General features: G+C 58.7%; 2 protein-coding genes. Both read left to right on the top strand.

From position 1 onward, the window contains the following. Positions 1–464: 464 nt before the first annotated feature. Entirely contained in the window at positions 465–1319 is an 855-nt protein-coding gene (locus RSSM_RS25170; RefSeq protein WP_144060106.1) for a ThuA domain-containing protein, read from the top strand. Positions 1320–1551: 232 nt separating this feature from the next. Next, a partial coding sequence (locus RSSM_RS25165) for a 3-hydroxyacyl-ACP dehydratase FabZ family protein (protein ID WP_008686540.1) occupies positions 1552–1889 on the top strand: 338 nt, incomplete at its 3' end.

Below are 1889 nucleotides of genomic sequence, written 5' to 3'. Positions count from 1 at the left end.
GTCCTAAATCGGGGGATTCGATCAAGGCGCCGAGCAACTCCAATTGCTGCAAAACCAAGCAGACAGAGCGTTCACGGCAAAAATGCTCCGCCTGGACACATCCACCATCAACGCCACGATTTGCCGACTTTGTCACCACGACCGGCAGCATTTCGCGAGTCGATTCTTGGCAGGAAGAGATGAGCTATGATGCTAGAGTCTGCCGCTAACGCCGGCGTCGCCCCCTCCTGCCCCCCCGCTTCCCTGGCATTCTTTTGTCCCGTCCTACTTCCATCTCGCCCGCGTTCTGGCGCCCACCTGCGTCGCCGACTCTCCCGCCATTCACACCCCAGACTCGCATGATGTTTCGATTGCCGCCTTCCTGTTTCCTCCTCGTATTGTTCGTGGGCTCCGTTGGAATCTGTCGAGCAGAGGCTCCCTCATCCCCGACGTCGGCCGAGACGGTTGCTAAGCCCAAAGAGAACATGGGTAAGCAAATCGTCTTTATCGCAGGTCGTCCCAGCCACGGTTACGGTGCGCACGAACACCACGCCGGTTGTCGACTGTTGGCCGCGTCGCTTCAGGAAGCCAAACCGGATTACGAAGTGACGGTGATCCAAAACGGATGGCCGGAAAAGGGCTCCGAAGTGCTGGCCGGTGCCGACACCATTGTTGTCTACTGCGACGGCGGGAAACGCCATTTGCTCAATCCCCACATCGATGAATTCGACGCCATCATGAAGTCGGGCACAGGCCTCGTCTGCATCCACTACGGCGTCGAGACCGTGAAAGGAAAACCGGGCGATGCGTTTCTCGATTGGATCGGCGGTTACTTCGAACCTCACTGGTCGGTAAACCCGCACTGGGAAGCCAAGTTCGAAACGTTCCCCGATCACCCTGTGACCCGCGGGGTAAAACCGTTTCAAATCAACGACGAATGGTATTTCCACATGCGGTTTCGAGACGCCATGAAAGGCGTGACTCCGATCCTTTCGGCACATCCGCCTGAGTCAACGATGCGTCGCGGCGACGGTCCTCACAGCGGCAACCCGCACGTCCGTCGCGCCGTGGCCGAAGGTGAAATCCAACACGTCGCATGGGTTTCCGAAAGACCGGTTACTGAAAGCGAAGCCGCCGAGACCAAAACCGCCGGCCGCGGGTTTGGCTTCACCGGGGGACACTTCCACTGGAATTGGGCAGACGAAAATTTCCGCAAAGTCGTCCTCAATGCGATCGTCTGGACAGCCCACGGAGAGGTTCCGCCCGATGGTGTCACCTCCGCCAACCCAACCCAGGAACAACTCGAAGCGAATCAAGACGAACCTAAACCGTCGAAGTAGGGTCCTCCTGGAGTCCCATCCGATCGGCGCGCTCGCATTTGCAACAACCGCATTTGCCGCAGACAACTCCGCCCCGGCAAACTGCCCACCGGCAGGACGCCGTTTCGGACCGACTCCCTTGACGAGAATCGAGGGTATGGCGTCTGATATGCCCGGTCCTGGACCGTCCCATTGCCCTGGTTGACGGCCCCGGCCTGCCTCGTCCGATTACTACGACATTTCGACCGAATTCATGCCTTCAGATCCGTCTTCCGCCGACTCATCGCAATCTGCCGACACAGCCCTGGGTGCCGAGCAGATCGAGGCGATGATCCCCCACCGCCCACCGATGCGGTTGCTCGATGAAGTCGTTGAGATGACCGAGTCGACTTTGCATGCTCGCAAAACATTCGCCGAAGACGATTTCTTTGTGCAGGGACACTTCCCCGGATACCCGCTCGTGCCGGGCGTGATCCAGTGTGAATGCTGCTTGCAGGCCGGTGCGATCCTGCTGCGAGAACACACGCCTGAGGTTGGCGAATTCGTTCCCGTTGCGACTCGAATGGATAGCGTGAAGTTCAAAAACATGGT

The sequence above is a fragment of the Aporhodopirellula sallentina SM41 genome, assembly GCF_000346505.1.
GTDB lineage: Bacteria > Planctomycetota > Planctomycetia > Pirellulales > Pirellulaceae > Rhodopirellula > Rhodopirellula sallentina.
This window is presented reverse-complemented; position numbering and strand designations above follow the sequence as displayed.

Coding starts and splice junctions, on each gene's coding strand:
- RSSM_RS25170 (WP_144060106.1), top strand. CDS start 465: ATGGGTAAGCAAATCGTCTTTATCGCAGGTCGTCCCAGCCACGGTTAC.